This is a genomic window from Streptomyces sp. NBC_01320, assembly GCF_035974375.1.
In the GTDB taxonomy this organism is placed as follows: domain Bacteria; phylum Actinomycetota; class Actinomycetes; order Streptomycetales; family Streptomycetaceae; genus Streptomyces; species Streptomyces yanii.
Map to the genome: position 1 here is coordinate 1,220,913 of NZ_CP108390.1, position 26,195 is coordinate 1,247,107.

At 68.6% G+C, this 26,195-nt stretch carries 26 protein-coding genes and 2 pseudogenes; 13 read left to right on the forward strand and 15 right to left on the reverse strand.

The window, feature by feature from the left end:
* Nucleotides 1–4: 4 nt before the first annotated feature.
* The 4 genes from OG395_RS06060 to OG395_RS06075 form a co-directional block, all read right to left on the reverse strand.
* Entirely contained in the window at nt 5–1,012 is a 1,008-nt protein-coding gene (locus OG395_RS06060) for an LLM class flavin-dependent oxidoreductase (protein ID WP_327241957.1), read from the reverse strand.
* A gap of 118 nt (nt 1,013–1,130) precedes the next feature.
* A complete protein-coding gene (gene hydA / locus OG395_RS06065; protein WP_327241958.1) occupies nt 1,131–2,552 on the reverse strand; it encodes a dihydropyrimidinase in 1,422 nt (473 codons plus the stop codon).
* Nucleotides 2,553–2,602: 50 nt separating this feature from the next.
* Nucleotides 2,603–3,961, reverse strand: coding sequence for an aminotransferase class III-fold pyridoxal phosphate-dependent enzyme (locus tag OG395_RS06070; protein WP_327241959.1), 1,359 nt, complete (start codon nt 3,959–3,961; stop codon nt 2,603–2,605).
* Nucleotides 3,962–4,007: 46 nt separating this feature from the next.
* Entirely contained in the window at nt 4,008–4,571 is a 564-nt protein-coding gene (locus OG395_RS06075) for an amino acid synthesis family protein (protein WP_327241960.1), read from the reverse strand.
* A gap of 437 nt (nt 4,572–5,008) precedes the next feature.
* Between OG395_RS06075 and OG395_RS06080 the strand changes: the two genes are divergently transcribed.
* Entirely contained in the window at nt 5,009–5,401 is a 393-nt protein-coding gene (locus OG395_RS06080; RefSeq protein ID WP_442818516.1) for a helix-turn-helix domain-containing protein, read from the forward strand.
* 109 nt (nt 5,402–5,510) lie between these two features.
* On the opposite strand, the gene OG395_RS06085 is transcribed toward OG395_RS06080, so the two are convergent.
* The 6 genes from OG395_RS06085 to OG395_RS06110 all read right to left on the reverse strand — a co-directional run bounded on the left by OG395_RS06085 (nt 5,511) and on the right by OG395_RS06110 (nt 12,547).
* Nucleotides 5,511–7,049 (reverse strand): FAD-dependent oxidoreductase, encoded by a 1,539-nt coding sequence (locus OG395_RS06085; protein WP_327241961.1) that lies wholly within the window; start codon nt 7,047–7,049, stop codon nt 5,511–5,513.
* Between the two features lie 31 nt (nt 7,050–7,080).
* Nucleotides 7,081–8,475: an FAD-dependent oxidoreductase gene (locus tag OG395_RS06090; protein ID WP_327241962.1), complete on the reverse strand. Its 1,395-nt coding sequence runs from the start codon at nt 8,473–8,475 to the stop codon at nt 7,081–7,083.
* Nucleotides 8,476–8,489: 14 nt separating this feature from the next.
* A complete protein-coding gene (locus OG395_RS06095; protein WP_327241963.1) occupies nt 8,490–9,884 on the reverse strand; it encodes an FAD-dependent oxidoreductase in 1,395 nt (464 codons plus the stop codon).
* Between the two features lie 65 nt (nt 9,885–9,949).
* Complete coding sequence (locus tag OG395_RS06100; protein WP_327241964.1) at nt 9,950–10,774, reverse strand: SDR family NAD(P)-dependent oxidoreductase; 825 nt, start codon at nt 10,772–10,774, stop codon at nt 9,950–9,952.
* Between the two features lie 10 nt (nt 10,775–10,784).
* Nucleotides 10,785–11,150, reverse strand: a complete 366-nt coding sequence (locus OG395_RS06105; RefSeq protein ID WP_327241965.1) for an NIPSNAP family protein — start codon at nt 11,148–11,150, stop codon at nt 10,785–10,787.
* A complete protein-coding gene (locus tag OG395_RS06110; protein WP_327241966.1) occupies nt 11,147–12,547 on the reverse strand; it encodes an MFS transporter in 1,401 nt (466 codons plus the stop codon). Before OG395_RS06110 ends, OG395_RS06105 begins: the two co-directional genes overlap by 4 nt.
* A gap of 246 nt (nt 12,548–12,793) precedes the next feature.
* Between OG395_RS06110 and OG395_RS06115 the strand changes: the two genes are divergently transcribed.
* A complete protein-coding gene (locus OG395_RS06115) occupies nt 12,794–13,531 on the forward strand; it encodes an IclR family transcriptional regulator (RefSeq protein ID WP_327249260.1) in 738 nt (245 codons plus the stop codon).
* A gap of 99 nt (nt 13,532–13,630) precedes the next feature.
* Here OG395_RS06115 and OG395_RS06120 read toward each other — a convergent pair whose 3' ends face one another.
* Nucleotides 13,631–14,308, reverse strand: coding sequence for an IclR family transcriptional regulator (locus OG395_RS06120; protein ID WP_442818736.1), 678 nt, complete (start codon nt 14,306–14,308; stop codon nt 13,631–13,633).
* Nucleotides 14,309–14,467: 159 nt separating this feature from the next.
* Here OG395_RS06120 and OG395_RS06125 point away from each other — a divergent pair, with 159 nt between their 5' ends.
* The 9 genes and pseudogenes from OG395_RS06125 to OG395_RS06165 all read left to right on the forward strand — a co-directional run.
* Nucleotides 14,468–15,649: a cupin domain-containing protein gene (locus OG395_RS06125; RefSeq protein ID WP_327241968.1), complete on the forward strand. Its 1,182-nt coding sequence runs from the start codon at nt 14,468–14,470 to the stop codon at nt 15,647–15,649.
* On the forward strand, nt 15,646–16,494 hold the full coding sequence (locus OG395_RS06130) for a fumarylacetoacetate hydrolase family protein (protein ID WP_327241969.1): 849 nt from the start codon (nt 15,646–15,648) through the stop codon (nt 16,492–16,494). Before OG395_RS06125 ends, OG395_RS06130 begins: the two co-directional genes overlap by 4 nt.
* On the forward strand, nt 16,494–17,204 hold the full coding sequence (locus tag OG395_RS06135; RefSeq protein WP_327241970.1) for a maleylpyruvate isomerase family mycothiol-dependent enzyme: 711 nt from the start codon (nt 16,494–16,496) through the stop codon (nt 17,202–17,204). Before OG395_RS06130 ends, OG395_RS06135 begins: the two co-directional genes overlap by 1 nt.
* A 26-nt stretch (nt 17,205–17,230) precedes the next feature.
* Nucleotides 17,231–18,559 carry an FAD-dependent oxidoreductase gene (locus OG395_RS06140; RefSeq protein WP_327241971.1) on the forward strand — a complete coding sequence of 443 codons (1,329 nt, stop codon included), beginning with the start codon at nt 17,231–17,233 and terminating at the stop codon, nt 18,557–18,559.
* A 78-nt stretch (nt 18,560–18,637) separates the two neighbouring features.
* A pseudogene (locus tag OG395_RS06145) lies at nt 18,638–18,961 on the forward strand (transposase); the annotation flags it as partial.
* A 69-nt stretch (nt 18,962–19,030) separates the two neighbouring features.
* Nucleotides 19,031–19,342, forward strand: coding sequence for a transposase (locus OG395_RS06150; protein WP_327241973.1), 312 nt, complete (start codon nt 19,031–19,033; stop codon nt 19,340–19,342).
* Entirely contained in the window at nt 19,339–19,740 is a 402-nt protein-coding gene (locus OG395_RS06155; protein WP_327241974.1) for an IS3 family transposase, read from the forward strand. The genes OG395_RS06150 and OG395_RS06155 overlap by 4 nt, the downstream gene beginning before the upstream one ends.
* A gap of 187 nt (nt 19,741–19,927) precedes the next feature.
* Nucleotides 19,928–21,142 (forward strand): IS110 family transposase, encoded by a 1,215-nt coding sequence (locus OG395_RS06160; protein ID WP_327241975.1) that lies wholly within the window; start codon nt 19,928–19,930, stop codon nt 21,140–21,142.
* Nucleotides 21,143–21,203: 61 nt separating this feature from the next.
* A pseudogene (locus OG395_RS06165) lies at nt 21,204–21,557 on the forward strand (DDE-type integrase/transposase/recombinase); the annotation flags it as partial.
* A gap of 3 nt (nt 21,558–21,560) precedes the next feature.
* On the opposite strand, the gene OG395_RS06170 reads toward OG395_RS06165, so the two are convergent.
* From OG395_RS06170 to OG395_RS06185, 4 genes are all read right to left on the reverse strand, one after another.
* Nucleotides 21,561–23,639: a recombinase family protein gene (locus OG395_RS06170; protein ID WP_327241976.1), complete on the reverse strand. Its 2,079-nt coding sequence runs from the start codon at nt 23,637–23,639 to the stop codon at nt 21,561–21,563.
* 664 nt (nt 23,640–24,303) lie between these two features.
* Entirely contained in the window at nt 24,304–24,483 is a 180-nt protein-coding gene (locus tag OG395_RS06175; RefSeq protein ID WP_266977829.1) for a hypothetical protein, read from the reverse strand.
* Nucleotides 24,484–24,577: 94 nt separating this feature from the next.
* Nucleotides 24,578–25,081 carry a helix-turn-helix domain-containing protein gene (locus tag OG395_RS06180; RefSeq protein ID WP_266977828.1) on the reverse strand — a complete coding sequence of 168 codons (504 nt, stop codon included), beginning with the start codon at nt 25,079–25,081 and terminating at the stop codon, nt 24,578–24,580.
* A 174-nt stretch (nt 25,082–25,255) separates the two neighbouring features.
* Entirely contained in the window at nt 25,256–25,513 is a 258-nt protein-coding gene (locus OG395_RS06185) for a DUF5372 family protein (protein WP_266977827.1), read from the reverse strand.
* A gap of 47 nt (nt 25,514–25,560) precedes the next feature.
* Between OG395_RS06185 and OG395_RS06190 the strand changes: the two genes are divergently transcribed.
* Both OG395_RS06190 and OG395_RS58110 read left to right on the forward strand, forming a co-directional pair.
* Nucleotides 25,561–25,791 carry an integrase core domain-containing protein gene (locus OG395_RS06190; RefSeq protein ID WP_327241977.1) on the forward strand — a complete coding sequence of 77 codons (231 nt, stop codon included), beginning with the start codon at nt 25,561–25,563 and terminating at the stop codon, nt 25,789–25,791.
* A gap of 124 nt (nt 25,792–25,915) precedes the next feature.
* Nucleotides 25,916–26,089 (forward strand): hypothetical protein, encoded by a 174-nt coding sequence (locus tag OG395_RS58110; RefSeq protein WP_442818517.1) that lies wholly within the window; start codon nt 25,916–25,918, stop codon nt 26,087–26,089.
* Nucleotides 26,090–26,195: the final 106 nt, after the last annotated feature.

Below are 26,195 nucleotides of genomic sequence, written 5' to 3' on the forward strand. Positions count from 1 at the left end.
GCCCTCAGCCCTTCGCGGCCTGGGCGAGGCGGGTCAGCGTCTGCTCCTTGTCGCCCAGGGTGGAAATGATCGGGCAGCGGACACCGGCCTCGTGGTACTCCATCAACTTGGCGAACACCTCGTCGGTGGTGCCGCAGGCGGTGACGTTCTGCACCAGGCTGTTGGGGACCAGCGCCATGGCCTTCTTGATCGCTTCGGGGGTGGCGGGCCAGCCGGCCCGCTCCTGGATACGGTCCACCAGTTCGCGTTCCACACCGCAGTGTTCGGCAATGTGCGGCTGCTGGGCGAGGTAGAGGGTGAGGAACGCCTTGCAGGCGTCGATGGCCTCCTGCGGGTCGTCGTCGTTGACGCTGCACGCGACGATCTGGGTGAGGTCGATCGAGTCCTTGCCGTCGGTCCGCTTGGCGATGCCCCGGTTGATCGCCTCCTTCGCGCCCACCAGGTACGAGGGCGGGAGCAGGAAGTCCATGTGCACGCCGTCGCTGATCTCACCGGCCAGCTCCAGCATCCGAGGGCCGACGGCGCCGATGTAGATGGGGATGTCGACCGGCTTGTTCTCCCGGTACATGCTGTCGAAGCGCACGTCCTGCATCTGCACGAACTCGCCCTCGAAGGAGACGACTTCGTTGCGGAAGAAGGTCTGCAGCACGGTGATGTACTCGCGCATCGAGGCGATGGGCTTGCGCAGCGGCTGGCCGACCTTGGTGGCCAACGGCTCCCACCAGGCGCCGATTCCGAGGATGGCACGGCCGGGGGCCAGTTCGTCGAGGGTCTTGAAGGTGACCGCCATCAGGGCGGCGTTCCGGCTCTTGTTGTTGACGACGCCGGTGCCGATCTTGACGTTGCGGGTCTTGCTGGCGATGACGGCGGCGGGGACGATGCCGTCGCGCGCCAGCCGTCCCTCCGCGACCCACACGGATTCAAAACCGTTCTGGTCGGCCAGCTCGGCCTGCCAGTACGTCTGCTCCAGGCTCAGCCGTTCGCCGACGTGGATGCCCAGGGGGAGTTTCATCGAGCCACCGTTCCGTTCGTGTTGCGTGACGTGCGCCCGTAGTGCGGAACCCGCCTGCCAGGGGTTCCGCACTACGGACACGTGTCAGTTGGCGTACGCGTCAAGGGAGTGGGGGTTCTCAGTACAGTTGGGGCTTGCCCCGGGTGAGGAAGCGACCTCGCCCCGCGGCCCCGTCAAAGGACCCGTCGGGGCCCACGAGTTGCTCGCCCCGGGAGAAGACACGGACCGGACGGCCGGTCACGCGCATTCCCTCGTAGAGGTTGTAGTCGGTGCGCATGTGGCTTCCGGCCGCGCTGATCACATGGTCGGCGGCCGGGTCCCACACGAGCAGGTCGGCGTCGGCGCCCACGGCGACGGCGCCCTTGTGCGGGAACATCCCGAACAGTTTGGCCGGGCGGGTGGAGACCAGGTCCACGAACCGGCAGGCGTCAAACCGGCCGCTCGCGACGCCGGTCTCCCAGAGCACCATGAGCCGGTCCTCGATCCCGGGGACCCCGTTGGGGACCTTCGGGAAGTACCCAGGACTGCGCAGCTTCTGCGGCGGCAGATCCTCGGGCTGGTGGAGGCAGAAGCCGGCGTGGTCGGTGGCCACCGTCGACATCGCCCCGGTGACCAGGGACCGCCACAGTCCCTCCTGGTTGCCGCGCTCCCGGATCGGGGGCGAGCAGAGGTAGGCGGCGGCCTTCTCGCCGAGTTCGGCGTAGTCCTCGTAGGCGACGGCCAGGTACTGGGGACAGGTCTCGCCCCACACCCGGGCCCCGGCGGCCCTGGCCCGGCTGATCTCGTCGGCCGCGGCGGCGCTGGAGACGTGCACGACGTACAGCGGGGCGCCGACGGACTCGGCGAGCACCACCGCACGGTGCACGGCCTCCGCCTCGGCCTCGTGGCCGTGGGCAGTGGCGTGGAAGACCTCGGCGGTCCGGCCGTCGGCCAGCAGCCGCTGGGTCTCCCGGGCGATCATGTGGCCGTTCTCGGCATGCACCATCGGCAGTACGCCGTGCTGCAGGGCGAGTTCGAAGCCCTCCAGCAGCTCCCCGTCGTCGACCATCTGAGTGCCGGGGTAGGCCATGAAGAACTTCCAGCTCGTGGCCCCCTCCCCGGCCAGCCGCCGCAGGTCGTCCAGGACGTCGGGCTGCTGCTCGCGGGGCGGGACGATCGCGTGCAGCCCGAAGTCGACCACCGCCTTGCCGGCCGCGACGTCGCGCCGGGACCGGTAGGTGTCGAGCAGGCTCCGCTCCGGTTCCTTCTTCACGAAGTCCAGGACCGTGGTCGTGCCGCCGTGGGCGGCGGCCACCGTCCCGGAGTGGAAGTCGTCCGCGGTGCGGGTGGTGAAGCCGTCGATGGGATATTCGAGGTGGGTGTGCGCGTCGATGCCGCCGGGCATCACGAGCATCCCCTCCGCGTCGATCACCCGGTCGGCGCTCCAGTCGTCCGTGCCCGCGCCGAGCGCGGCGACCACACCGTCGCGGATCAGTACGTCGGCCCGGACGGCGGCGTCGGCGTTGACGACCGTGCCGCCCCTGATCAGCGTGGATCCCATGCTGCCCTTCCTTTCCCGAAGTGCGTCCGCGTGCCCCTCACCCCTGCGCCTCACCCTACGTAGTGCTCGTCGGCGAGGCTCAGGAGGTCGTCAAGCACGCCGAGCGCGATGTCGATCTCGGAGTCCGTGATGACCAGAGGCGGGGTCAGCCGGAGCACGTTGAAGTTGGCCGTGAGGTAGAGGCCCCGGGCCATGGCCTCCTTCACGATCCGGCCGACCGGCGCCGCGGCGGGCCCCTTCGCGTTGAACGGCACCAGCGGTTCGCGGGTCTCCCGGTTCTTCACCAGTTCGACGCCGTAGAACAGGCCGCGGCCACGGATCTCGCCAATGCTCGGGTGGCTCTCGGAAAGCTTGGCCAGTCCGGCACCCAGGTGCTCGCCGCGCGCCCGCGCGTTCTCCACGACGTTCTCCTCCTGCATGATGCGCAGGGAGGCGACACCGGAGGCGCAGGCCAGAGGGTGTCCGGCGTAGGTGAGACCGCCCCAGAACTTGTTGTCCCTGAGCCACTCGGAGACGCGGGCCGAGACGGTCATCGCACCGAGCGGGACGTAACCCGAGTTCAGGCCCTTGGCGGTGGTGAGGATGTCGGGGGTGACGTCCCAGTGGTTGCAGGCGAACCATTCACCGGTGCGGCCGAAGCCGGCCATGACCTCGTCGAAGATGAGCAGGATGCCGTACCGGTCGCAGACCTCGCGCAGCGAGCGCAGGTAGCCGTCGGGCGGGTAGAGCAGGCCGTTGGTTCCGGTGACCGGCTCGACGATCACGGCGGCGACGGTGTTCGGGTTCTCGTACTGGAGGATCTCCTCCAGGTGCGGCCCCCCGGAGCAGACCGGGCAGGGGTCCGGGTGTCCGGCCGGGCAGCGGTAGGTGTACGGGTCGAGCATCCTCACCACGCCGGGCATCCCGCCCGGTTCGGCGGACCAGCGGCGCGGGTCGCCGGTCAGCGACATCGCCCCGTTGGTGGCTCCGTGGTAGGAGCGGTAGCGGGCGATCACCTTGTGGCGTCCGGTCACATGGCGGGCGAGCCGGATCGCGTTCTCGTTGGCCGCGGCGCCGCCGGTGGTGAAGAAGCTCATCTTCAGGTCGCCGGGGGTGAGTCCGGCCAGCATCTCGGCCAGTTCGGCGCGGGAGCGTTCGGCGAAGCCGGGGCCGATGTAGCAGAGCTTGTCGGCCTGCTCTCGGATGGCCTCGACCAGCTTGGGGTGCTGGTGGCCCAGGTTGAGGTTGACGAGCTGGGACTGGAAGTCGAGGTATCGGTTCCCCTCGTAGTCCCAGAACCAGGACCCGGAACCGCCGGCCACCGGGATGGGGTTGAGCGCGCCCTGGACGGACCAGGAGTGGATGACGTACTCGATGTCGGCTTCCTTGACGCGCTGCCCGGTCCACGTATCGGTCTCGGTGATGGTCAACGAACTGCCCTCCTCGTCGTTCGTCGGCTGCTGCGTGCTGGGCTGGCTACTGGTTCCGGGTCTCGGCGCCGAAGGCGGCGAGCCGGGCCAGCGGGCGGCCGGCGTTCGCGGCGGCGCACACGACGAAGATCTCGCGCGGCCGGGGGACATCGGCGACCTGAAGCGTCACCGTCTGGTGGTGGGAGCGGGTCTTGGCGTTCTTCTTGTGCTTGAGCGGGATGTCGATCGGGCTGCCCGGAAGGCCGACCTTCTCCGCGGCCGGCAGCAGCTCGGTGCCGTCGGCGGCGGTGCGGAAGACGTTGCCGAAGCGCAGGTTGTGGATGAGCGCCGAGCCGTGCTCGACCTCTCCCTCGATGCCGACGAGCGCGGCCTTCCCGAACGCCTCGACCGGGCCACCCAGCAGCTCCACACAGGCAGGCCCGACCAGCTCGCCGATCTCCTCGCCCAGCTCGTCGGCGAGGGTGACGAGGTCCTGGACGTACTCGCTGGGGAACGGGTTCTCAATGACGGCCCCGACGAACGCTACCCGGTGCACCGGGTCCACGACACGGCCGTTCTCCAGCCTCGTCTCATCGAGCTGCTTGATGATCTTGCGCACCCGAATGCTCACGGCTCTCCTCCAGAACTGACTCACCGGTTCGCTAAGTGAACCGTTGGTTCATATATTCGCCAGCGTCGATCGAGGTGTCAAGGGGCGGTCGAGGGGCACCTTCTTCGCGGCCTGGCGGGCGGGGGAACCATGCGCTCATGCGGCCACCGCAAATCGCGTGGCCCGATCCTTCGTGAAACCATGAACGCCTGAAATGTCCGCGTATCCACGGCGGACGTGAGTGGCATCTCGGTGCACGGCCCGTGTTGTGAGTCAGGAATTCCGTGTAGATGTGTAGTTCTATGGCGCGGATGGGGCGGCCGAAGGCCGAGTTGACGTTGTCGGACGGGGAACGGGCCGCACTTTAGGGGTGGGTGCGGCGTCGGTCCACGCCGCAGGCGTGGGCGTTGCGGTGCCGGATCATCCTGGCTTGCGCTGAGGGTGCCTCGAACAAGGACGTGGCTGCTCAACTCGGCTCCACACCACAGGCGGTGGGCCGCTGGCGGGCCCGGTTCGTGCAATACCGGACCGCCGGTCTGGGTGACATGCCGCGTCCGGGTGGACCCAGGACGGTGACGGACGAGCAGGTCGCCGCGGTGGTCACCAGGACACTGGAATCCACTCCGAAGAACGCAACGCACTGGTCGACACGGTCGATGGCCAAGAAGATGGGCCTGTCGCAGTCGTCGGTGTCACGGATCTGGCTGGCGTTCGGCCTGCAGCCGCACCGCTCGGAGCCGTCTCTGCTGTCGACGGATCCGTACTTCAACGACAAGGTCCACGATGTCGTCGGCCTCTATTTGGACCCGCCCGAGCGGGCGTTGGTGTTCTGTGTGGATGAGAAGTCGTAGATCCAGCACCGGACCGGTCCCAGCCCGTGCTGCCGATGATGCCCGGGGTCCCGGAGCGGGGAGCACTGGCCGCGCCGTTTCTGGGATGGACGGCGCGGCCGATAGGTCTTCAACCCGTCGGTGCAGGCTCCACCGGCTTCAGGTCGAGCCGGTTCTGTGCCTGAGCAACGTGTCGGCCGGAGAGCCGGCCGGAGATCATCGCCCACCCGATGTGCAGGCCGTGGTTGAGCAGCTGCAGGCCGCCTTGTCCGGTGGACCCCGCAGCCCACAGGCCCGGGATCGGATCGCCGTCGGCATCGGTCACCCGTAGTTCGGTGTCGACGGCGAGGCCACCGTCGGCCAGCGTGACGTAGGCCTGCATCGGGCCGAGCGCGTAGAAGGGGCCATTGATGATGCCCTCGCCGAGGTTCCCACGGCCGAACTCACTGTCCTCGCCCGCCACGACCTGCCGGTTCCACTTGTCGATCGTCGACCGCATGGCTTCTGGGTCGACGCCGATGTCGGCGGCGAGCTCCTCGACGGTGTCGGCGCGGTGGTAGACGTCCGGGCGGTAGCGCCTGTAGTCGTGAACGTAGGCATAGGCCACGCCTGGGAACGTGGAGACAGGATTGGGCCACGCGGAGAACTTCCTGGCGACGCGGGAGTCGAAGACCATGTAGCCGGCATTGACGTCGGTGGCCGCGACAGCCCGGGCCATGAGCTTGTCGGAATCCTCGTTGGCCACGCGCCGCCCGTCCGGCGTCACAAGGATCGCCCCCGCGCGGTACATCGTGTTGTTCGGACCTATCCAGGTGGTGAGCGCCCCGCGGATGACGTAGGCGAGGAGGTTCTTGGGCAGGCGCTCGGTGACGGCCCGCATGACGCGGGACACGGCAGGGTGCGAAGGGAGCATCTTGATGAAGTCAGGCCGGTTCGACGGCGCGAAGCGGAGGCCTTCGTAGAGCCGGTCCATCTGCGTCATGACCGCGCCGACGTCGCTGCCGAGCTTGAACCCGTCCCCGGTGTTGCTCGGGTTGACCGGCGGGACCTTGGCCGCGTCCTCGCCGACGAACCGGGCTTTGAGCTCGGTGGAGGCTGAGTAGTCGCCGGTGGCCAGGATGACGCCACGTCGGCCGAAGTAGTTCATGCCGTTCGCGCCGGCGCCGATGATCTCCCCGGCGGCGTTCCGCAGAAGCCTGTCGACCTGCATGCTCATGCAGATGGTGACGCCCCGCTTCCTGCACTCGCGCAGGAGCGCGTCGCGGTACGCCCGGGAGTTGGGCAGCACATTGTGCATCCGCGGCTTCTCGTACGGCGGCTCCGGGGTCGGACCGAGGAACTGCACGCCGATGCTCGAGAGCCACTCGACGGTCGGTCCGGCGTTCTCCGCCAGGATTCGGCGCAGCTCCTTGTTCTCCCGCTCCTCGAAGGGACCGTTGGCGACCTTCATGTCCTCGATGAACAGGTCGATGCTGTCGTTGACCCCGGCCCGGTACTGGTAGGAGGTGTTCGCCGCGGTGAAGGAGCCCACGGACATCGCGGTGCTGCCCCCCACCTGCGGGCATTTCTCGAGGACGATGACCGAGGCCCCGCTGGTGGCCGCGGAGATGGCGGCGCTCATGCCCGAGCCGCCACCACCGATGATGAGGACGTCTGCCGTGTAGATCATGTTTCCCTTGCTGTGCGTTGACGTGTGGTGGTCAGTGCCTTCCGGTGGCGAGCGGGACAGTGCCTCGGGCGGCGGCCGACCGGCCCGCCCACCGGCCGGTGATGTAGCCGGGCGCCAGGCCGCCGGCGTAGCCGTAGTTGGACAGCCCGCCGATGTCGGCGCCGGCGGCGAAGAGCCCGGGCACGGGTTCGCCGTCGTAGTCGAGGACTGCGCCGTTGGTGTCGGTACGAACGCCGCCGAAGGTGAAGGTGATCGACGGCTGGACCATGAGCGCGTAGAACGGTCCGGTCTGTGGCGGACGCGCCGTTGCCGCGACCGGCACGCTGTGCGCGACGCCACCACCGGCGCGCGCGACCTCGGTGTAGCGCGTCAGGGTGCTGTGCAACCGCCCGTCGTCGATTCCCCATGTGGCGACGGCGCCGAGCAGCTCCTCCAGCGTCGCGGCCTCAGCGTGCTGGGCGCCCGCCTCGACGGCCATGGCATACCGGTCGATCGTGCCGAGGCCCGGGAAGGGCTCCTCGGTGCCCTCGGTGGTGCGCACGTGCTCGTCGAAGATGAGGACGCCGCGGGCCTCGGGCTGGAAGGTGACGGCCTGGTTGAGCAGCTCGTCGCCCTGGGTCTCGTCGACGAACCGCTCCCCGCGCAGGTTTACGAGCACGGCGGAGCTGGAGTAGTACTGCGAGTTGGGCAGGAAGTCGGCGGGCTCGAACCTGTGCACCGGGTAGCCAATCAGGTGGCCGTAGAAGGTGCTCATGGCCGTCGTGCCCGCGGCGCCGGAGGCGCGGGCGAGCCGCAGCCCGTCGCCGACACTGCCGGGGTTGGAGCGCAGCAGGAGCCGGTCGGCGTTGGGGCCGATGTGCCGGCTGAGCTCGTCACGGGCGCCCTGGAACCCGCCGGTGGTGAGAACGACGGCGGCCGCGTCGTAGCGCACGAGCCGGCCATCGCCGCCGCGGGCGACGACGCCGGTGACCTCCCGGCCGTCACGGAGGAGCTCGACGATGGGGTGACTGGTGCGCGCCTCGCCGCCGGCCGCGATGACCTGTTCGCGGCACCAGGCGAGAATGCCCTGGATGTCTGTGGAGTAGCCGATGCCGAAGGTCATGATGTCCCGCTGGGGCTCGTCGGCCACCCGCACTCCTGAGGCCCGCAGTTCCGCGAGGGCCTCTTCGTAGTCGGCCACGAGTTCGGCGCCGAGTTCCAGGTTGCCGAGCGGGATCCGGGCCCGGAAGGCCTCCACGCTCGGCGCGGTCCAGAACATTCCGGCCGACAGGGCGGCGGAGCCACCGAAGGTGTCGAGCTTCTCCAGCAGGGCGACCTTGGCACCTGCCCGGGCCGCGGTCATGGCCGCGGCCGAGCCGGAGACGCCGGAGCCGACGACGACGACGTCTGCTCGACGGACCTCGTCAACGGTAAGCGGATGCTTCATGGCCATGACTCCCTTCAGGCGCGGACGCTGGTGGCGACGTCGGTGACGGCATGCTGAGCGGTGATGCGGCCGAAGACGGCGCCCTTGCCGAGCGAGGTGCCCGTGATGTAGGCGGCACCGTGGAACCCGCCGGTGACCTCCCCGATGGCGTACAGGCCGTCAATGACCTCGCCGTCGACGTCGAGCACCTGACCGTGCGTGTTGATCGTGATGCCGCAATAGGTGGTGGTCATCAGCGACTTGGCCGGGTAGGCGTAGAAGGGTGCCTGATCGATGGGCAGCAGGTCACCGACGCCGTTGCACAGGCTGGTACGCCCCACTTGGTCCGCCTGCTCTCCGGCCGCCACGGCGTTGTACCGTTCCACGGTTTCGAGCAGGCTGGCGGGTTCGATGCCGGCCAGTTCGGCGAGCTCTTGGAGGGTGTCGGCTTTGAAGACGTGGCCGATGTCCTCGAGCATGTCGATGTCCTTCAGTGGGATACCGCGGTGGGACTTGGCCCGCACCTTGGCGTCGAAGATCTGGAATCCGAGCCCATCGGGCTGGTCGAGAACCACCCGTCCGAGCGTCTTGTACGACTGGGACTCGTCGACGAACCGCTGGCCGTGCTTGTTCACGATGATCGCGCCCATGTAGTAACTGGTGAGCAGCTCATGGAACTCCTCACCAGTCTCCGGGTGCGACCCGTAGGTCCCGGAGACGAACGACATGTCGGCCATGCCGGCTCCGAGCCTCCACGCCATCTTCAGCCCGTCGCCGGTGTTGCCCTTGCCGCCGTAGGGGATCGCTGCGAGCTGCTCGGGGGCGAAGATCTTCAACAGGTCGGTGCCCCGGGAAAAGCCGCCGGTGGCCAGCACCACCCCGCCTCGCCCGCTGAACAGGGCCTGCCCGTCGGGGGTGTCGGCCACCACCCCGCTCACCCGGCCGGAGGCGTCCCGCACCAGCCGGACAGCGCGGTGGTTCAGCCGAGTCTGCCCGCCGACGGTGGTGAACGCCTGGTGGAGGGTGCCGAGGACCTCCTTGATCACGGAGTTGTGGCTGCGCCTGGCTGACTGCCCCGAGCTGATCTCCACTTCCCGGAAGACCACACCGTGGGCCTTGAGCCACCGGTAGGTGTCCTCCTGGTTCGCCAGGTACGCCTCCAGCAACGATCGGTCGTTGAGGTGCTCACCGACCTCGAGCATGTCCTTGAGGAACAGCTCGGCCGAGTCCTCGATCCCCTCCGCGGCCTGCTCCTGTGTCCCGGTGAACGCGAACCACCCGCCGCTCATCGCGGAGGAACCCCCCAGCTCGTCGGTCTTCTCCAGAAGGACCACCTCGAGGCCGGACTCGGCCGCAGCCGTCGCCGCCGCCTGGCCTGCTATACCGGAACCGACGACGACCAGGTCAAAGGTGTGCTCGGGCATGGACATGGACATGGGCATGGGCGCTACTGCCTTTCGGGACGAAACAAGCGGGAAATGAAAGTGGATGGGTGCTAACAGGTGAGCCAGCCGCCGTTGACGTCGAGGCTCGTGCCGTTGATGTAGCTGGCCTTGTCGCTGACGAGGAACGCGACGGCCTCGGCGATCTCCTCGGGACGGGCGAACCGCTTCATCGGAACTTGGCTGATGAGCCGGTCGGCCGGGACACCACCCATCATCGGCGTCTGCACGAACCCGGGCGCGACGCCGTTGACCCGGATCTGCAGCGGGGCGAGCTCGCGGGAGAGGCTGGCCGTGAGGTTTTGCAGCGCGGCCTTGCTGGCGGCGTAGGCAATCGTGGAGGGCAGGAAGGGCGGGAAGTCCGCCTGCTCTGCGCCGCCTGCCCCGAGCTTCGCCGTGATCGAGAGCAGGTTGACAATGCTCGCGCTGCCGTCGGTGGGCATGTACCGGTGGGCCTCGCGCACCATGAAGAAGGGGGCGGAGGCGTTGACCGCCATCACCCGGTTCCACTCGTCGTCGCTCAGCTCGTGAAACGGGATCTTTTTGCCGTTGCGCTTGGGTGAGATCCCGACGGCGTTGACGATGGCACCGAGGGGCCCGCCGTCCGCGGCGAAGGCGGTGAGTTCGCGGTTGACTGCCGAACTGGTCAGGTCCCCGCCGAAGCCGCGGTGTTCGGCACCGTCGACCTCAGGAAGGGTTTCCGCGGTGCGGCAGGCGGCCTCGGCGTCGATGTCGGCCACGACGATGCCGTAGCCGGCCTCGGCCAGCCGTCGGCTGATCGCGGCGCCGATACCGCCGGCACCGCCGGTGACGATGGCCGTCTGGGTGCGCCCCCGGGCAGGGGTGGACGCGTCGGTCTGGGGCAGGGTCGTCGTCATCGTCACGTCCTTACTTCGTGGTGAACGCCGTGTCCGCGTCGGTGACGGAGACGGGCAGGGAGCGGATCGGCGAGAATGACGTCGGATACATGATCTTGTTCTCCATCGTCATGATCATGGGGCGGATGATGGCCAGGCACTTCTGCCACTGCTCGTTCTGGGCGAGCTCGGCACGCCGTCGGCGACGGTCCTCAAGGTCGGTGTAGGCCCAGAAGTGATTGATTTCGTTCTGGCGGCCGAACTCGGTGGTGAAATATCCGAGGAAGCCGCCGAGAATCGGTTTCTGCACCGGAAGGCCGATGTTCTCGTAGGCGTCGAGGTACTCAGCCAGGCTCGCGCCCGTGTGGAGAACGTAGATGCGCTGCTCGACAATCACCGGTCCACCACTCCTGTACGAGCCGGCTCCCCGTCAGTCTCGGCGGCAGTCACGTACCGGCCGAACCGGTGCTCGCCGCCCTCGAGCGTCTTGCCGTCGCCCATCAGCAGCATGTTGATGATCGCGGCAGCAATGACGGCCACCCAGAAGACCGTGATGTAGATGGTGCCTCCACCGTTGAGGCCGGTGAGCCACGAGGCCAGGAACGGGGCCGGAGCGGCGAAGAGGAGGTTCGAGCCGGTGAGCGCCAGGGCTGAACCGGTGTAACGCATGTGGGTGGGGAACGCCTCGGCGAAGAGGGCTCCCTGGCCGGCATTGCCGAACTGGGCCGCGACAAGCGCGAACGAGACCATGGCCAGCGTGATGGGGAAGTTGCCCAGGTCGACGACGCGGAAGAAGACAAGGGCCGCGGCGAGCGAACCGATGGAGCCGATGACGAGGATCTTCCGGCGGCCGTAGAGGTCGGCCAGGCGCCCGCCCCACCAGATCGCGATCACGGACAGGAAGTTCGAGATCATGATGATCGTGAACGTCTGGCTCCTGGTGAAGCCGTGCTGGGTCAGGTAGCTGATTCCGAAGACCGACACGACGTAGAAGGTGAGGACGATCGGCGAGTACGCCAGGATGAGCCGCGCGATCGTGACGCCGTGGGTGCGCAGCACCGCCGCCGGGTTCGTGGCTTCCTCGGCGAATTCCTCCTTGCCCTCCTGGAAGACCGGGGTTTCCTCCACCTTGACCCGGATGTAGATGCCGACGGCGACGAGCAGGATGCTCAGCAGGAAGGGCACGCGCCAGCCCCAGGACATGAACGCCTCCTCGCTGAGGACGCCGGAGAGCAGCGCGAGCATGGCGTTCGCTGCCACCTGGCTGATCGGTGACCCCATTGCCATGAGCGCGCCGTAGAAGGCGCGGCGGTCGGCCGGCGCGTGCTCCATGGTCATCAGCTGCGCGCCGGTGGCCTCTCCGCCGAGGGCGAAGCCCTGGATGAACCGCATCAGCACCAGCAGCAGGGGTGCCGCGAAGCCGATCGCGGAATAGGACGGGAGGAGTCCGATCAACAGGGACCCGATGCCCATGGAGATGAACGTGGTGAGCAGGACCTTGCGTCTGCCGATGCGGTCGCCGAGGTGACCGAAGACGATGCCGCCGAGCGGTCTGGCGAAGAAACCGACGCCGAAGGCGGCGAAGGAGGCCAGGAGCCCCATGGCGGGGTCCAACTCGTTGAAGAAGAGGGACGGAAAAACGGTCGCGGACATCGCGCCGTAGACAGCGAAGTCGAACCATTCCAGCGCCGAACCGAACGTCCCGCTGACCACGGCGCGCTTCGCCTGGGGCGAGGCGGACGTAGCAGGGCGGCTAGGTCGCTTGATCAACTTGGCCGGGACTGACTGACTCATCGGGACTCCTTGTTGGAGTGGGCGGGCCGGCCCGTGAGAAGGGGGGATGGCGGCAGTTTGTGACGTCGTCCGGGCCGCTGTTGTTCGCGAGGCTTCAGCCCGATCCCTCTGCCGCCATGCGAGGGGGGTGGGGCGGGAGGGGGCTTCCTTCGTCCCGCGTGCCGGAGAACGTAGCCCGATAATTGCAGAGAGCACAAGAGTGATAGTTTGGATTGCGTGATACGCAATTCAAACCCCCCGGTATTGGTGGGCGCAGTCCACCGCGCGCTCGTGCTGCTCAAACTGATGGCGAAGCAGGGCAGCCTCAGCGTCACTGAGGCGGCCAGAGCCCTGGACGTCAACCCCTCAACGGCGCAGCGCCTGCTCGCCACACTCGCTGCCGACGGCTTCGCCCAGCAGGGTGAGCGCAAGCGCTATGAGCCCGGCCCGGAGTTCTTGCGTCCCGGAATGGTGAGGCCGGTGCCGCCACTGAAAACGGCGGTGCGCCCCTTTCTTGAGCGACTGTTCGAGAATGTGCACGAAACAGTGCACCTGGCGACTCTCGTCGGTACCGAGATCCACCATGTCGATGGCATCGAGGCGACATCCCGCGCCTTGCGGTTCGGCCTGCGGACCGGCGTCAGGCTCCCGGCGCACACAACTTCGGCCGGCAAAGCTACGCTGGCCGAGCTGCCCCGTGACGAGGTCAACGCCCGTTATGGGGTTGCGCTCTCGGGTGTGCGGGGGCGCGAGCCCGACATCGATCTGGACAAGATCCACAAGGACCTCGAGCAAACTCGCCTGCAGAGGATCGGCGTGAACTTCGAGGAGTCTGAAGCAGGCGTCGCGGCCTTCGCTGTGTCGCTCGGCGTGATCAACGGCGAGCGAGCGGCCTTCAGTATCGCCATGCCCTTCGCCCGGTACGCCCAGGGGGATGTCGACCGATTCGCCGCACACCTGCTCGCCGCCGCTCAGGAGACCCGGGAGGCGCTGGGGGACGCGTGAACACTCCCGCCCCTGACGGACGGGCGGACGGGGCGTGTCCACTCGCTGCACGATCCACCGCTCGTTCCGCCGCCACGGTGCATCCGGGCTGTATCCGGCTCAGGCGGCCCGGGCGAGCTCGGCCTCGATGGCACCTGCCGCGCGGGTGAGGATGTTGAACAGCGACGGCAACTGGTGCCGGTCGTAGCGCACGCTCGGCATCGACACAGACAGGCCGGCGAGAGGGTCTCCGTCCGGCCCCCGCACTGGCACGCCCAGCGCCACCACTCCACGCTCGGAGCGGCCCTGGTTGAGCGCGAAACCGGTGCGCCGCACCCGGGCCAGCTCAGTCTGCAGCTGAGCCAAATCGGGCCGCTCCCCCGGCCGGTCGTACCGTTCGGCCGCGTAGACCTCTTCGAGTTCCTGGCCGGGCATCTCGGCCAGCAGCAGCCCCGCGGTGGTGCGGTGCGCCGGGAATACCATGCCCTCGTGAGAGCCCACCCGCAGTGACCGGGCGCACTCGACACTGGCGATGAACCAGACCGTGTCACCGGTGCGCACCGACAGGTTGGCGGACTCGTCGAACACGCCGACCAGCCGGTGCAGATGCGGGAGGACCGTGGCCCTCAGCTGGAACGCAAACGAGGGCGAGTGGGCGGCAAGTTCCAGGACCGGACCTGCCCGGTAGACGTGTCGCTCGTCCTGGACCGCGAAGTCCCGGCACACCAGCATCGCGAGCAACCGGTGTGCGGTGGAGCGGGCCACGCCCAGTCGCTCGGCCGCCTCCGAGACGGTCAGCTCACCCTCGAGCTACAGCGTCGCGGCGACCCGCCGGGCGGGTTCACGCTGCGGATCGTGTCGGCGGGGACTTCAGCAGCTTGTCCACGCCTCAGGTGAGAATTCTGAAGAGCAGAATTATTGGTTCTTCGTCGTGTTCCGGCAGCAACACTAACCGGCATGAGTACTCCTGTGACCACGACCGCCGCGGAGCCCCGGTTTCCAGTGCGGCTCCGCGCAGTCGATACGCCGGACCAGCCCGCCATCACCCCCGCTCTCGAGGATCTCTACCGCGGTTTCGAGCAGGAGCTGCTGGTACCGCTGTGGACGGAGATCGGCGACTTGATGCCGGCGCACCCCCGGTCGCATGCGGTGCCGCACCTGTGGCGCTGGGAGAACCTGCGCTCGCTCGCGGCGCAGGCCGGCGACCTGGTCCCGGTCGGCCGTGGCGGGGAGCGGCGTGCGATCGCGCTGGCGAACCCGACGCTGGGCGGCCGCCCCTTCGCGACCCCTACGTTGTGGGCCGCGATCCAGTACCTCATGCCGGGGGAGGACGCCCCCGAGCACCGCCACACCCAGCATGCCTTCCGCTTCGTCGTGGAGGGCGAGGGCGTGTGGACGGTCGTCGGCGGCGACGCGGTGCCGATGCGCCGCGGAGACTTCCTTCCCCAAGCCGGATGGAACTGGCACGCCCACCACAACGCGACCAGCGAGCCGATGGCCTGGATCGACGGCCTCGACATTCCCCTCCAGTACGTCACCGAGGCGCAGTTCTTCGAGTTCGGCCGCGCCGAGATCACTGACGCCGAGCGGATCACGCCCGAGCGCTCCCGCTCCGAGCGGCTGTGGGCCCACCCGGGTCTGCGTCCGCTGTCGGTTGGCGAACTCTCCCCGGGCACCCCGCTCCTGTCCTACAAGTGGGAGTTCACCGACCGCGCCCTGGCCGATCAACTCGCCATCGAGTCCGAAGGCTTCGGTGGCACTGTCGAATCCGGCCACGCGGCGGTCCGCTACACCAACCCCGCCACCGGCGCCGACGTCCTGCCCACGATCCGCGCCGAGATGCACCGCATCGCCCGCGGCGCCGAAACCGCCCCGGTCCGCGAGACCGGCTCGTCGGTCTACCAGGTCTTCGACGGCTCCGGCACCGTCACCGTCGGCGACAAGACCTGGTCGGTCACCCGCGGCGACCTGTTCATCGTTCCGTCCTGGGAGGCCTTCTCGGCACGCTCCGAGGCCGGCTCCACCGACTCCGACTCCGACGCACTGGACCTGTTCCGTTTCAGCGACACCCCGGTCTTCGAAGCTCTCCAGCTCAACCGTACCCAGCACGACACCAGCGCTGAGGGGCCCACCCGATGAAGCTCGCCACCCTCCGCGACAGCGGCTCGACCCGAGCCGTGCGTCTCGACGGCGACCGGCTGGTCGATCTCGGCGTCTCCGATCTCGGCGAGCTCCTCGCCCAGGACGGCTGGGTTGAGAAGGCCGCGGCCGTCGATGCCGACACCGCCACGACGTACCCGGTCGAGGGCGCGGACTTCGCGCCGGTCGTCCCACGTCCCTCGAAGGTCGTTTGTGTGGGGCTCAACTACAAGAACCACATCCAGGAGATGGGGCGCGACCTGCCGAAGTACCCCACGCTGTTCGCGAAGTTCGCCGACTGCCTCATCGGCGCCACGGACGAGATCGCCCGCCCCGACGAGACCGAGCAGGTCGACTGGGAGGTCGAACTCGCCCTGGTGATCGGTGCGCCGGTCCGTCATGCCTCGGGCGCGGATGCCGAGGCCGCGATCGCCGGCTTCACCATCCTCAATGACATCACCTGTCGGGATTGGCAGTTCCGGACCCGCGAGTGGCTGCAGGGCAAGATGTGGGATTCCTCCACCCCGGTCGGCCCGTACCTCGTGACTTCCGACGAGCTGCCCGGCGGCGTGCGTCCCGCGCTCGATGTCACTTTGAGCGTCGACGGCGAGGTCATGCAGCACGACAACACCGGCGATCTGCTCTTCGACCCGGTCGCGCTGGTCGAGTACGTCTCGACCGTGGTGCGTCTCAACCCCGGCGACATCATCGCGACCGGCACTCCCGGCGGCGTCGGTCACGCCCGTGACCCGAAGCGCTACCTGGTTGGCGGCGAACGGGTCGTCACCGAGATCGAGGGCATCGGGCGGCTTGAGAACATCGTGGCCAAGGAAGGTGTGGTGTGATGCGCCGCACCTTCGACGACGCTCTGCGCTGGAGCGAGGCAGGCACCAAGCTGCTCCTCGACGCCACCGCGGGGTGGGGCGAGGAGCAGTACACAGCCCCCTCCGCGCTCCCCGACTGGAGCCGCAAGCACCTCGTGGCCCACGTGGCCGCGGACGCCGACGCGCTGAGCAACCTGGTGCACTGGGCCGCTACTGGCGAGGAAACCCCCATGTACTCCTCGCCCCAGCAGCGCAATGCCGACATTGCGGCCGGCGCCACGGAGCCGGCCGCCGAGCTGGCCGGCTGGCTGCGCGAGTCTACGGAGCGACTCGCCTTCGGCATGGCCGGCCTGAACACGGAGCAGTGGCGCGCGGAGGTGGTCACCGCTCAGGGCCGCACGGTCCCCGCGACCGAGATCCCGTGGCTGCGCTCGCGCGAGGTCTGCGTACACGCCGTCGACCTGGCCGCCGGTGTCGCATTCGCCGACCTGCCCCTCGGCTTCCTCGCAGCCCTGGCCGACGACGTCGTGACCATGCGCAGCAGTGCCTTGGGCCCTGCAGTCGTGCTCACCACCACAGACACCGACGACCGCTGGGCGCTGCCCGGCGAAGGCGCCATCGCCCCGGTCGTCGGCCCGCTTGCGGAGGTCACGGCGTACCTCGTCGGCCGTCCGCACACCCTGACAAAAACCGACGGCTCCCCCGCGCCGGCCCTGCCGGCGTGGTTGTGAGAGTTCCCGGCACCGAGGAGCACAACATGGCCACACCCACGACCCCGCCCGCACCCGACGGGAACACGACTGCCAGCGACGTCCTGGTGATCGGGGGCGGCATCGGCGGCCTGAGCGCGGCATTCGCGCTGGCCCGCGAGGGCATGCAGGTGCGCGTGTTGGACCAGGCCCGCGAGTTCGGCGAGGTCGGCGCCGGCATCCAGATCGCACCCAACTGCACCCGGATCCTGGACGAGTACGGCCTGCTCGACGAGGCCAAGAGTCTCGGCGTGGTGCCGACGAGCATGGTGATGCGTGACGCCGTCGACGGCAGCGAGCTGACCCGCTTGGACCTGGTCGATCTGGAGCGCAAGTACGGCTTCCCGTACATGGTCATCCACCGCAGCGACCTGCACGGCATGTTCCTGCGTGCCTGCCGGCGCGCGGGAGTCGACTTGGTGACCGACGCGCGCGTGAGCGGCTATGAGAACACCGAGTCCGGTGCTCGAGTGCTGCTGGAGGACGGTCGGACCGACGAAGCCCGGATCGTCATCGCCGCGGACGGCTTGCACTCTGTCGCACGCCGGCTCCTGGTCGAGGACGAGCCGGTCAGCTCGGCGTACGTTGCCTACCGTGCTGCGGTGCCCATCGAGCAAGTGACCGGTCGGGACGTCGACCTCAGCGAGGTTTCGGTTCATGTCGGCCCGCGCTGTCACTTCGTCCAGTACGGGCTGCGCGGTGGCGAGATGCTCAATCAGGTCGCGGTCTTCGAGTCCCCTAAGGCTCTCGCCGGCGAGGAGAACTGGGGCACGCCCGACGAACTCGACGCCCGCTTCGCCTCGACCTGCCCGGAGGTCCGAGCCGGCATCCCACTCATGTGGCGCGACCGGTGGTGGCGGATGTTTGACCGCGATCCGATCATGAACTGGGTCCGTGGCAACATCGCACTGCTCGGTGACGCCGCCCACCCGCCGCTTCAGTACATGGCGCAGGGCGCGGTCATGGCGATCGAGGACGGATGGGTGCTCGCCAAGCACGTCGCGGCGCGGCGCGCCGAGGACGGCTCGGTCGACTGGCCGGGCACGCTCGCAGCATACGAGGCGGTCCGCCCCGAGCACTGCCGACGAGTGCTGACCACAGCGCGCGCGTGGGGCGAGCTGTGGCACCTCGACGGCGTCGCCCGGCTACAGCGCAACGCTATCCTGCGGGACCGCGACACCTACGACTACGCCTTCACCCAGTGGATCTACGGCCCGACGGCGCTGACGCCCGAGGAGGAGCCGCCGATGTTCTCGACGATCCCGCTGGCCTCCGTCGATGTGTCCGACCTGGCCGGCACGGCAGAGGTTCCCTCGGAGCTGGCGAGTGCCCGCTAGCGGTGGTTTGTTGACTGCGGGTCAGGGCAGCCGTAGGCCGGTAGCAGAGGAACGTCGCCTCGCTGACTGGGGGCTGTGATGACCCGTCGTTTGCCGTGTCCGCCCGCGCCGGGCCCGCTGGAAGGCTACGCCGCACGCTTTGATGACCTGCTGTCCACGTTGGCACAGCGCCGGGGTTTCCGCGAGTACCTGACCGGTCTGCTGCTGCCGCGGGACCGCAACAAGACGCTGACCTGCCTGGCCAGCACCGAGCCCGTGGTCGGGGCCCAGCACCCCTCGGTACAACGGCTGCAGTTCTTCCTGTCCGAGTCGACCTGGGACCACGAGCGGGTCAACGCCCGCAGGGCGGAACTGCTGCTGGCCGATCCCGAGACCGCGCCGCACCCGGGCGGGGTCCTGGTGAGCTGCACTGAACTTCGTGGAGTCCTTGAAGCCTGGGTTACGACCCAGGCGTAAGGAGAACCACCAGCAGTGCCAGCACCCCGTAAGTACCCCGATGAACTCCGCGAGCGCGCCGTCCGCGAGGTCCGCTCGACCGGTCGGCCCGTGGCGCACGTCGCCTGTGATCTCGGCATCCACAAGGAAGCCCTGCGGTCCTGGGTCCGCCAGGCCGAGGCCGACGCAGGCGAGCGCGACGACCGCCTCACCACCGCCGAACGCGACGAGCTGAAAGAACTCCGCAAGGAAAACGCCGAGTTGAGGCGGGCCAACGAGATCCTCAAAGCGGCCAGCGTGTTTTTTGCCCAGGAGATCGACCGTCCCCGGACGAGGCCGAACAGGTGATCGACCACCTGCGCGACGGCTTCGGGGTCGATCCCGTCTGCCGGGTGCTTCAGCTGTCTGCGTCAACGTACTTCGCGCGCAAGCAGCGTCCGAAGTCGGCCCGCCGACTCCGCGACGAGGACTTGATTCCGCTGGTCACAGCGGTGTGGGAGGACTCCGGTCGCACCTATGGCGCCCGCCGGGTCGCCCGGGCCCTGGTCCGCGCCGGACACCAGGTAGCCCGGTGCACGGTTGAGCGGCTGATGCGCGAGCTCGGCATCGAGGGCGTCATCCGCGGGCAACGCCGCCGCACCACGATCCCAGAGCCGGCCGCCCCCCCGTTATGTTTTTCGCGGTCCTGCAACGGGACCGCTGGCCTCCCGGCCCGGCATGACTGTGTCCCCCTGTCGAAGGCATGACCTGGGGGGTGGTGTCACCGGGCCCGGGAGGTGTCGTCGGAGACGCTGATGAGAGGTCCGGCCACCGTCTGGTCCGGCGCAATGCCGGGCAGTTCGCGGGCGGCAGGTCTGCATAACGTGGATGCGCGAGCACGACACCGACGCCGAGGCCGGCACTGAGAACACCCCTTGGGGAGAGGGAGTAACGATGTTCGACACGACCGAGGTGGGCGTCTTCCTGGGCCTGGACGTCGGCAAGAGCACCCATCACGGGCACGGGCTGACCCCGGCGGGGAAGAAGGTCTTCGACAAGCCGCTGCCCAACAGTGAACCCAGACTGCGGGCCGTCTTCGACAAGCTCACGGCGAAGTTCGGCACCGTGCTGGTGATCGTGGACCAGCCCGCCTCCATCGGCGCCCTCCCGCTGACCGTCGCCCGAGACGCCGGCTGCAAGGTCGCCTACCTGCCCGGCCTGGCCATGCGGCGGATCGCCGATCTCTACCCGGGCGAGGCCAAGACCGACGCGAAAGACGCCGCGGTCATCGCGGACGCCGCCCGCACCATGCCCCACACCCTGCGCACCCTGGAGCTGACCGACGAGATCACCGCCGAGCTGACCGTGCTCGTCGGCTTCGACCAGGACCTCGCCGCCGAGGCCACCCGCACATCCAACCGGATACGTGGCCTGCTCACCCAGTTCCACCCCAGCCTCGAACGCGTCCTCGGGCCCCGCCTGGACCACCAGGCCGTCACCTGGCTGCTGGAGCGCTACGGATCCCCGGCCGCCCTGCGCAAAGCCGGCCGCCGCAGGCTCGCCGAGCTCATCCGCCCCAAGGCCCCGCGCATGGCCACCCGACTGATCGACGACGTCTTCGACGCCCTCGACGAACAGACCGTCGTCGTCCCGGGCACCGGCACCCTCGACGTCGTGATCCCCTCCCTGGCCCGCTCGCTCGGCGCCGTCCACGAACAACGCCGAGCCCTGGAAACCCAGATCAGCACCCTGCTGGAATCCCACCCTCTTTCCCAGGTCCTGACCTCGATGCCCGGCGTCGGCGTCAGGACCGCCGCAGTCCTGCTGACCACCGTCGGCGACGGCACCAGCTTCCCCACCGCCGCCCACCTCGCCTCCTACGCCGGCCTCGCCCCAACCACCAAGCAATCCGGCACCTCGATCCACGGCGAACACGCACCCCGAGGCGGAAACCGGCAACTCAAACGTGCAATGTTCCTCTCCGCCTTCGCCTGCATGAACGCCGATCCCGCCTCCCGCACCTACTACGACCGCCAACGAGCCCGAGGGAAAACCCATACCCAGGCCCTCCTCCGCCTCGCCCGCCAGCGCATCAGCGTCCTGTTCGCCATGCTCCGCGACGGAACCTTCTACGAACCCCGAACCCCCGCCGTCACCCTCGCTGCATGACCAACCCAAACAGTCACAAACCAGGCGGCATGACCTTGACGAAGAACATAGAGGCACCCCCCGACCCCCGGACCTGGTCAACCGACGATTCACCGCCGAGCGGCCGAACCAGCTGTGGCTGGCCGACCTCACCTACATCCGCACCTGGTCGGGCTGGGTCTACGTCGCCTTCGTCCTGGATGCCTACTCGCGTCGGATCGTGGGCTGGCAGGCCGCCACCCACATGCGCACCGACCTGCCTCTGGACGCGCTGGAGATGGCGCTGTGGCGGCAGAAGATCAAGAAGGACGCCGACCTCATTCATCATTCCGACCGCGGGTCGCAATACGTGTCCATTCGCTACACAGAGCGACTGGCGGAGGTCGGAGCCTCGGCATCGGTCGGCTCCGTCGCAGACTCGTACGATAAACCGTTGCCATCACACTGCGCTCCTTCGGGATTCTGCGGACAGAGCGGCCTGTTGGGCCGCGATGCGGTCGCTGAGCCTGATGCCCTGGGCGACCTCGGGTGCGGGGTGGTCGGGGCCGGGTGGGTGGAAGAGGTAGCAGTTCTTGTCGTTGTAGGCGATGCCGTGGATGAGGCCGGTGCGCCGCCAGATCTTGACGGTGGTTTCGCTGACGCCGATCGCGTCGGCGTACTCGGTGAAGCTGAGCAGGCCGCGTGCCCGCAGACGGTCGTAGCGGTGGGTGAGGTGGTAGACGTCGCGGATGTTGCGGACCAGCAGGGCGGTGAAGGGCTGGCCCTTGCCGCTGGCGTGACCACGCGCGTTGAGAATCGCGGCGATCTCGCGGTGGGTGTGGTCCTCCAGGAGCTGGTCGATCAGGTCGACGGTGGCCGCGGGGGTCTTCCAGACCTTCCCGCCGGCCAGCGGCATGGGGAGGTTCAGGGTGTGGTGCTGCCCGGCGGACAGCCGGATCTGCGCGGTGATCTGGTCGGTGCGAGTGAGGGTGACATCGGTGATCAGGAGGCGGGCGATGCGTTTGCGTTCCCGCATCGGGGTGTCGGCATCGGCCCACAGGCGGTGGACGTCGGCGGCCAGGGTGCCCAGCCGGTCGCGGACGGCTGCCTCGAGCGGGGCGGCCTCGCTCTTGGCGCGTTCGTAGGTGTCCTTGGCCTCGGTGACCTCGCGCAGGGCGCGGTTCCAGTCGGCTTCCAGGGCGTCGGCGACCAGGCGGTTGTCGGGGTCGACGGCGAGGTAGCGGCGCCGGGCGAGGTCGGCGTGGTGCTGGGCCCGTTTCACGTGGCTGGCCCTGAGCTGGTCGGCCTCGGCGGCGCGGGCGGTGAGCTGGTCGGTGACTTTCAGGGCGGCGTCGATGGCCAGCGGGGTGAGAGCGCCCAGGACGAGGCGGGCGACGGCGGCGTCCAGGGCCTTGCCGGGCAGGCGTTCGCAGATCCGGGCGCCGTCCTGGATGGCATGGGTCATGCACCGGTAGTCGGGCAGGAGTTCGCCGCGGTGCAAGCGGTAGCCGACCGTCATCCGCCGGCCGCACTTCCCGCAGATCACCAGCCCCTGCAGCAGCGCCGGCCCTTCCCGCGGCGGCCCGGCCTTGCTCCCCTCGCCCCGGCCGGTCGCGTTGGACAGGAGCAGTCGGCCGTTGTCCTCCCACTGCTCGAAGGAGAGGTAGCCCTCGTGGTGGTCCTCGATCAACGCGGTCCACTGCTCGCGCGGGACGTCGGACAGCGTGGTCTTCCCCTCCGGGGTGCGGCCGGAACGTTTCCGTCCGTAGACGAACGCGCCCGCATAGCAGGGGTTGTGCAGCATGTTCAGTACCCGCCAGTGCTTCAGCGGGCCCCAGACCAGCTCACCCTTGTGGGCGCCGGTGCGGATCCGGGCGGGGAAGGACAGCTGGTCGGCGGCGAAGGCGATGACGACCTGGCGGGCCGAGCCACTCGCCGCGAACAGGGTGAAGACCCGCTCGACAGCGCCGCGGACCGCGGCATCAGGGTCCTTGACGATCCGGTCCAGTGGATCATGGACATAGCCGATCGGCAGGCACTGCTTCAGCTCCCCGCGCCGGGCCTTGGACAGCTGACCGCCCCGAAGACGCGCCTTGAGCAGGTGCAACTCCGCTTCGGACATGGTGCCTTTGAGCCCAAGGACGAGACGGTCGTTGAACGAGCGGGGATCGTAGAGACCGTCCTCGTCCAGGATCAGCGTCCCGGTCATCGCGCAGATCTCCAGGAGCCGATGCCAGTCGGTGTTGTTCCGCGCGAGGCGGGACACCTCCAGGCCGAGCACGATCCCGGCCCGCCCGAGCGAGACCTCGGAGACCAGCAGCTGGAAGCCGTCCCGGCCCGCCGCGGAAGCCCCGGACTGTCCCTGATCGGTGTCGATCACGGTGATCTGGCCCTCGCCCCAACCCAGCGCGATGGCCCGGCCCCGCAGCGCGTACTGCCGCTGGGTGGACTCGGTGTTGTTGACGACCTGCTTCAGCGAGGACTGACGGACATAGAGATACGCCCCTCGCCGGAGTTGATCAGCGGTGTCCGGTGCCACTGAACCTTGACCGTTTGCCACCGAACTTTGACGAGTGGTTGTTTCCTGCCACTGAAGTTTGACCGGCTGGGACTCGGGGCGACTTGTAGGGGCAGTGGGGGCGCCGGCAGAGGTCGACGACGGCCTGCTGCTACGTTTTCGGCCCCTGCCGAGTTGAGGCTGTCAGCCGCCTGTACCCGATCACCGCGCGAACCAAGATCGCCGATACGGCGGCGCCGACCGCAGCAAAACCGCCTCGTTCCCACCAAGTCACTCCGGGGCCTCGGACAGTGAACGCACCAATCAGCATGAACGGCCCTGAGAGGAGTAGCACGAACATCCGCCAGTTCGTCCACTCGGACCACGACTGTCGTTGCCGACCGTCGATGTCCACGGGAAAGATCCAGGCGGCAAGCCGCATGGACCGCAAGGGCTTGGAATCATGTTGTCTGGCACCAGGCATGGAGCGAGTGTCCCAGACAGCGGTCGCCGGGCGCCGGGGTGCCGGTCAAACTTCAGTGGCAAACGGTCAAGGTTCAGTGGCACCGGACAAGCGGTGACCTTCCCCGCTCCGGACGGCTGATCCTGCATGACGGACTCCCTTACGAGCGCAACACTCCCGGTGACGGTGACGGTGACGGTGACGGTGACGGTGACGGTGACGGTGACGGTGACGGTGACGGGATCAGGGTGGCTGGAGGCGTCCCAGGACCAGCGAGGCCAGGGCGTCGACGAGTTCGGCTGCGACATCAGCGGTGACATCGCCCCCGGCCGCCGGGGCCGCAGGCCCCGGCGGCTTGTCACGGACGGCGACCAGAGCGAGGATCGCGCGACTCCAGGCGGCCATGCCCGAGCGGGCCAGCACCGCGAAACCGTGCCGCCATCCACCGCCGTGACCGTGAACGACCGCGGACCGCAGCCGCTCGTACTCCTCCGAGGTCCTTGTCCCGCCGTCCGCCTCAGCGGTCGGCGCCTCGTATGTTCTCCTCCTGGCCGTGGGCCCGGGCCTCGCGCCTGCGGGCCAGGGCCCGCTCGACGGACCGCGGGTGCACGGTGATCCCGAACGACTCGGCCACCACGACCGCCAAGGCCGGCGCCTTCAGCCCGGGGTTGGTCTCCAGCAGGGCCTCGAGGTGTTCCATGACCGGCCCGGTCAGCTTGCTGGGGCCCTTCGGGCCGGGCTTGCCCGGCGCCAGAGCCGCCGGGCCGCCCGCGTCCAGCGCGGCGGCGATCGCATAGAAAGACTGCCGGCAGAACCCGAACGCGGGCGCCGCCCGCGCCACGGGCACCTTGTCCACCCGCACCCGGCGCACCATCTCGTACTTGACCTGCACCAGATCGTACGGATCCAGGAACGGCGAGTTGATGAACGCCTCGTCCACCACCTGCTCGGGCCGCGGGTTGAGCGTCCGGGACTCCTCCAGGGCCCGCACCTTCGCCGGATCGACCACCCTCGTCGCCATGCCCGCCTCCTCTCCCGATGCCTGTCACCAGGATTCCGGCGCCACCGGGCCCGGCCAACCCCCAGGCCGATACCACGAGGAGTGAAAGAAGCAGGCCAGCGCATACCCCGGCGAAGAACGCGCCCCCATCCGGACCGGCGAGCTCCCCGAGCCACGGCACGAACACCACGACGCTCACGACGTGATCTCCCCGACACCCCGCAGCCGGTCGATCAACCCGGCCAGCTCCACCAGATCCTGCGTCCGGAACGGACACGAACCCTCGGCGGCGACCACGAACGCGTCCACCGGCGCCACCGACGTCCACTCCGTCGGGATCTTCGACCGGCCGCCCACCTCGTCGAAGTAGTACACCCGGTCCCCACGCCAGCACTGCCGACGCTCGATGAACTCCAACTCCAGCCCCGCCAGGGGATGGAACGGATGCGTCACCCGCACCCGCCCCTGACCTCCGTCTCCAGAGTCGGGATCACTTGCAGTTGACGGATCACGCCAACGCGATGGCCGAGGCTCTGAACGGGACATTCAAGGCCGAAGTGATCGAGCATCAGGGCCCGTGGCGGGACTTCGACGAGGTCGAGCGGGCCGTTTTCCAGTGGGTCGCGTGGTACAACGGTGAACGACTCCACTCCGCCCTGGGTTACGTCCCACCCGACGAGTACGAGCAGGTCTACTGGGCGAGCCTGGAGGAAGCCCCGCAGACCGCTTGATCACACGATCGCGGACTCTACGAAGCTCGGGGCAGCTCAGTTTCTTGTGCCTCGACTTGACCATGAGCATCGGCAGGCTCGCGCCGGCCTCGCTGAGGTGGGTGAGGCCGGATTGCCGCCACTCGTGCAGGTCCCAGCCCGTGCCCGGCACATCGCTGACGGCCGTGTGCTCATCGAGCAGGGCGCGGGCCTGCCCGTACGGCAGCCGGACGAGGCCGTGTCCGGGAGCTATCTCGCCGGCCTCCGCCTCCGCGCCTCGATGATCTGGACCGACGACCTCCTACCGACAACCAGTTGATCACAACATCACACACGCCTTTAGTCCGTCTTCTCTAGCGGGGCGCGATGCGACCTCGCGTACTGTCACTGTTCGTCATGCTTTGTGATCGATTCGTTCGCCAGGG

Excerpts from the sequence above, each read along its gene's own strand:
- OG395_RS06140 (WP_327241971.1), top strand. The coding sequence starts at position 17,231 with ATGGCCACACCCACGACCCCGCCCGCACCCGACGGGAACACGACTGCC.
- OG395_RS06135 (WP_327241970.1), top strand. The coding sequence starts at position 16,494 with ATGCGCCGCACCTTCGACGACGCTCTGCGCTGGAGCGAGGCAGGCACC.
- OG395_RS06100 (WP_327241964.1), bottom strand. The coding sequence starts at position 10,774 with ATGACGACGACCCTGCCCCAGACCGACGCGTCCACCCCTGCCCGGGGG.
- OG395_RS06180 (WP_266977828.1), bottom strand. The coding sequence starts at position 25,081 with ATGGCGACGAGGGTGGTCGATCCGGCGAAGGTGCGGGCCCTGGAGGAG.
- OG395_RS06085 (WP_327241961.1), bottom strand. The coding sequence starts at position 7,049 with ATGATCTACACGGCAGACGTCCTCATCATCGGTGGTGGCGGCTCGGGC.
- OG395_RS06125 (WP_327241968.1), top strand. The coding sequence starts at position 14,468 with ATGAGTACTCCTGTGACCACGACCGCCGCGGAGCCCCGGTTTCCAGTG.
- OG395_RS06160 (WP_327241975.1), top strand. The coding sequence starts at position 19,928 with ATGTTCGACACGACCGAGGTGGGCGTCTTCCTGGGCCTGGACGTCGGC.
- OG395_RS06130 (WP_327241969.1), top strand. The coding sequence starts at position 15,646 with ATGAAGCTCGCCACCCTCCGCGACAGCGGCTCGACCCGAGCCGTGCGT.
- OG395_RS06060 (WP_327241957.1), bottom strand. The coding sequence starts at position 1,012 with ATGAAACTCCCCCTGGGCATCCACGTCGGCGAACGGCTGAGCCTGGAG.
- hydA (WP_327241958.1), bottom strand. The coding sequence starts at position 2,552 with ATGGGATCCACGCTGATCAGGGGCGGCACGGTCGTCAACGCCGACGCC.
- OG395_RS06095 (WP_327241963.1), bottom strand. The coding sequence starts at position 9,884 with ATGTCCATGCCCGAGCACACCTTTGACCTGGTCGTCGTCGGTTCCGGT.
- OG395_RS06110 (WP_327241966.1), bottom strand. The coding sequence starts at position 12,547 with ATGAGTCAGTCAGTCCCGGCCAAGTTGATCAAGCGACCTAGCCGCCCT.
- OG395_RS06090 (WP_327241962.1), bottom strand. The coding sequence starts at position 8,475 with ATGAAGCATCCGCTTACCGTTGACGAGGTCCGTCGAGCAGACGTCGTC.